Source organism: Colwellia sp. Bg11-12 (genome assembly GCF_014076955.1).
GTDB lineage: Bacteria > Pseudomonadota > Gammaproteobacteria > Enterobacterales > Alteromonadaceae > Colwellia_A.
In genome coordinates this window covers 1-985 of record NZ_JACGUZ010000084.1, presented here as the reverse complement: position 1 = coordinate 985, position 985 = coordinate 1, and the positions used below count along the sequence as shown (strand labels likewise).

The 985-nt window shown below is 34.4% G+C and carries 1 protein-coding gene; it reads left to right on the top strand.

Annotated elements, in window-relative coordinates; genetic code table 11:
- Positions 1-144 precede the first annotated feature (144 nt).
- The gene (locus tag H4J39_RS17765) at positions 145-564 is read left to right on the top strand and encodes a hypothetical protein (RefSeq protein ID WP_182229675.1); all 420 of its coding nucleotides are present in this window, start codon (positions 145-147) and stop codon (positions 562-564) included.
- Positions 565-985 lie beyond the last annotated feature (421 nt).

The following is a 985-nucleotide window of genomic DNA, read 5'->3' as shown; positions in this document are numbered from 1 at the left end:
TGAATTAAAGTATGGTAAATAAAATACGTATAACAAGCCATTCAAGCAGGACAAATAACAGCTGGCTATTTGCTCCTTCGTCGCTTATTTTAGCCAACAATTATTTGCCTCTTAATGGGGCGTTATATGCCTAGGAGTTTGTTGTTGCCATCTGAGAAGCGAGACGCTAAAGAATATAAGGTGTTGATAAAATTTTTATTATTCGGGTTTGTATTTGTTTATGCAGGTTATACAAGGTTGTTTCCTGACGACGTGCCTATTAATGCAGAAATAATTGCTCTCCATCAACCTGAAACTTCTGAAGTTATATCTTATTATTCAACCGATGATTACGTTAAATTAATACTTGTGATTGAAGGAGTTTCAAAATCATCTAATAATTTTACATCGCGTAAGGTTTATTATTTAAAAAAAACTTTGGAATTCACCTGTAATAATAGTATTCTCAAATCTCAATTAGCAGATTCAAAATTTGTCATCATAGACTTATTAACTTCTCAGTATGAAAGTAGCCAATTTGCGAATATGAGAATAGCTTCAGATGATTGTGTAAACGGCATATAACAAGCTATTCAAACGGACGCTAAACAGTTGGCTAGCTTCGTTCCTCGCATTTTAGCCAACAATTTTTCGCCGCTTAATAGGGCGTTAGGTGGCACCACTTTTCTCTCTTTATTGTTAACCAACTTATGCATTTCTATTTTTTGTTTGGTGGTTATTCTGTTTCGTGGGTTTTCGCAAAAGCGTTTTGTAAAGGTCGCGAATCATTGTCGAGAGTCCAGCAATAACATTTGTGTTGTGCGCTAAAACTACTTTTGTGTAAATGGCTCAAAATAATGTTTTGGCATTTAGCCTTGGTGCGGTTATATTAAGTTTCGAAGTTTGCTTTAACTAACTGGTTTTATAATAAATTTAACCTAACAAGCAATTCAAACGGACAAAAAACAGTTGGCTGTTTTCACTTCGTTCAACATTTTAGCCAACT